Origin of the sequence: Saccharomonospora saliphila YIM 90502 (assembly GCF_000383795.1) — a bacterium.
Lineage (GTDB): Bacteria > Actinomycetota > Actinomycetes > Mycobacteriales > Pseudonocardiaceae > Saccharomonospora > Saccharomonospora saliphila.
Genome location: NZ_KB912677.1, coordinates 1 through 2,606, shown reverse-complemented (window position 1 = coordinate 2,606; position 2,606 = coordinate 1). Strand labels below are relative to the sequence as shown.

General features: G+C 73.8%; 2 protein-coding genes. Both read right to left on the bottom strand.

Features of this window, described 5'->3' with window-relative positions; genetic code table 11:
• On the bottom strand, window positions 1-485 hold a 485-nt coding region (locus tag SACSA_RS22705), incomplete at its 3' end, for a serine aminopeptidase domain-containing protein (RefSeq protein WP_019816253.1).
• Window positions 482-2,353 carry an ABC transporter ATP-binding protein gene (locus SACSA_RS0112390; RefSeq protein ID WP_019816252.1) on the bottom strand — a complete coding sequence of 624 codons (1,872 nt, stop codon included), beginning with the start codon at window positions 2,351-2,353 and terminating at the stop codon, window positions 482-484. The genes SACSA_RS0112390 and SACSA_RS22705, both read right to left, overlap by 4 nt.
• Window positions 2,354-2,606: the final 253 nt, after the last annotated feature.

Sequence of the window (2,606 nt, the reverse complement as noted above, 5' to 3'; positions counted from 1 at the left end):
CAGCCCGAGTGCGCCATCGAGCGCAGCAGGAACGCGTCGAGCACCAAGGACGGCTCGCCCCGAGGGGTCCACGGCGCCAGCGCGCCCACGCCGGTCACCGCCGGGTCGTCGCACACGCGCAGGGCCACCCGGCCGCCCATCGAGTGCCCGAGCAGCACCACCGGAACCCCGGGATGATCGCGCCCGATCCGTTCCAGCGCCCAGCGCGCGTCCCGCACCGGATCGCGTTCCGGTTCGTTCCACCCGCGCACGCGGTTGCGCAGGAGGCGCACCTCGAGACCCAGCCGGGCGCCCTCCGAGCACAGCGCCCTGGCCACCGGCACCATCCGCAGGTAGGCCGCGCGCCACGGGCGCACGGCCTCGGCCCCGTACTGCGCGCCGCCGTGCAGCACCAGGGCCACCGCCGCCGGACCCGACCCGGGGTGGGCGGGTCTGGCGGACCAGGTGGACAGTGTGGGCACGTCCCCGGCGCCGGCGCGGGTCACGCGAGCGCCCCTTCGGCCTCGCCCGCGAACTGCGTGCGGTGCAGGTCGGCGTAGCGGCCTTCCCGCCGCATCAGCTCGGTGTGCGTACCGCGTTCGACGATCTCACCCCGTTCGACGACGAGGATCTGATCGGCGGCCCGCACGGTGGACAGGCGGTGGGCGATCACCAGCGCCGTGCGGCCGCGCAGAGCGTCGGCGAGCGCCTCGCTGACGGCGGCCTCGGACTCGGAGTCCAGGTGCGCGGTGGCCTCGTCGAGCACCACCACGCGGGGCTGGGCCAGCAGCAGGCGGGCGATCGTCAGGCGCTGCCGCTCGCCGCCGGAGAACCGGTAGCCGCGTTCCCCGACGACCGTGTCCAGCTCGTCGGGCAGTGAGCGCACCAGCTCGTCGAGGCGGGCACGCCGCAGCGCGTCCCAGATCTCGTCGTCGGTGGCGTCGGGCCTGGCGTAGGTGAGATTGGCCCGGACCGTGTCATGGAACAGGTGCCCGTCCTGGGTGACCAGGCCCACGGTCGCGCGCAACGTCGCGAACGACAGGTCCCGCACGTCCACCCCGGACAGCCGGACGCTGCCGGAGTCCGCGTCGTACAAGCGGGGGACCAGGGAGGCGATGGTCGACTTGCCCGCCCCCGACGGGCCGACCAGCGCCACCATCGTGCCCGGGTCGGCACGCAGGCTCACCCCGTGCAGCACCTCCTCCCCGCCGCGGTGGTCCACGGTGGCGACCTCCTCGAGCGAGGCCAGCGAGTACTGGTCGGCCGGGGGGTAGGAGAAGCGCACGTCGTCGAACTCGACGGAGACCGCGCCCTCGGGCAGCGGCGTGGTGCGATCCTTCTCGGTGAGCATCGGCGTGAGGTCGAGGACCTCGAAGATCCGCTCGAACGACACCAGCGCCGTCATCACGTCCACCCGCACGTTGGCCAGCGCGGTCAATGGCGTGTACAGGCGCGTCAGCAACAGCGCCAGCGCCACCACCGTGCCCGGGTCGAGGCTCCCGCGCAGCGCCAGCCACCCGCCGAGGCCGTAGACCAGGGCCTGCGCCAGCGCCGAGACCAGGGTGAGGCTGGTGAGGAACCAGCGGGTCAGCATCGCGGTGCGCACGCCGATGTCACGCACCCGGTCGGCGCGCTCGCCGAACTCGTCGGCCTCGGCGCGCGGCCGGCCGAACAGCTTCACCAGCGTGGCCCCGGGCGCGGAGAAGCGCTCGGTCATCTGCGTGGTCATCGACGCGTTGAGCCCCGCGGCCTCGTGCTGCAACCGCGCCATCCGACGGCCGATCCGGCGCGCGGGCAGCACGAACACCGGCAGCAGCACGAGAGCCAGCAGCGTCACCTGCCAGGACAGCGTCACCATCACGGCGAACGACAACACGAGCTGCACGACGTTGGTGACCAGGCCGGACAGCGTCGCGGTGAAGGTGCGCTGGGCGCCGATGACGTCGTTGTTGAGCCTGCTCACCAGCGCGCCGGTGCGGCTGCGGGCGAAGAACGCCAGCGGCATGCGCTGGACGTGCTCGAACACCGCCCTGCGCAGATCGAGAATCAGGCCCTCGCCGATGTGGGCGGACTGCCAGCGCTCGGCCAGCCCGATGCCCGCGTCGGCCAGGGCGATGGCCGCGATGAGCACCGCAAGCCACAGCACGGTGGAGGCCGGCCCCCCGCCGACGATCGTGTCGACCACTCGGCCGGCGAGCAGCGGTGTGCTCACCGCCAGCACCGCCGAGAGCACGGTGAGCACGCCGAACACGGCCAGCCGGCGCCAATGCGGGCGCGCGAACCGCGCCACCCTGCGCACGGTGCCCTTTCGCAGGCCGGTCGGCGCCTCGGCCGCGCGCATCGCCCCGCGCATCAGGGTCCATGTGTTGTCCACCCGGCGACCCCTTCCCGCACTCTCGACTATGGTGGAGATCACGAGCGTCGCGTCCCGCACGACACCGCCGGGGTCGACGCTGGTCCCGGGACCGAATCGACACCCCGCCGGGTATTGTGCCCGCCCGCACCGACAACCTCCCCCGCACGGGCCGTTGCCGCCGCGCACGAAGCACGCGGGGCCGGTCGCGTAGTCTCGACCGCCATGGGGACACGGGCGGCGGTGAGCCGGGCGCGCACGGCGCTGGACCGCG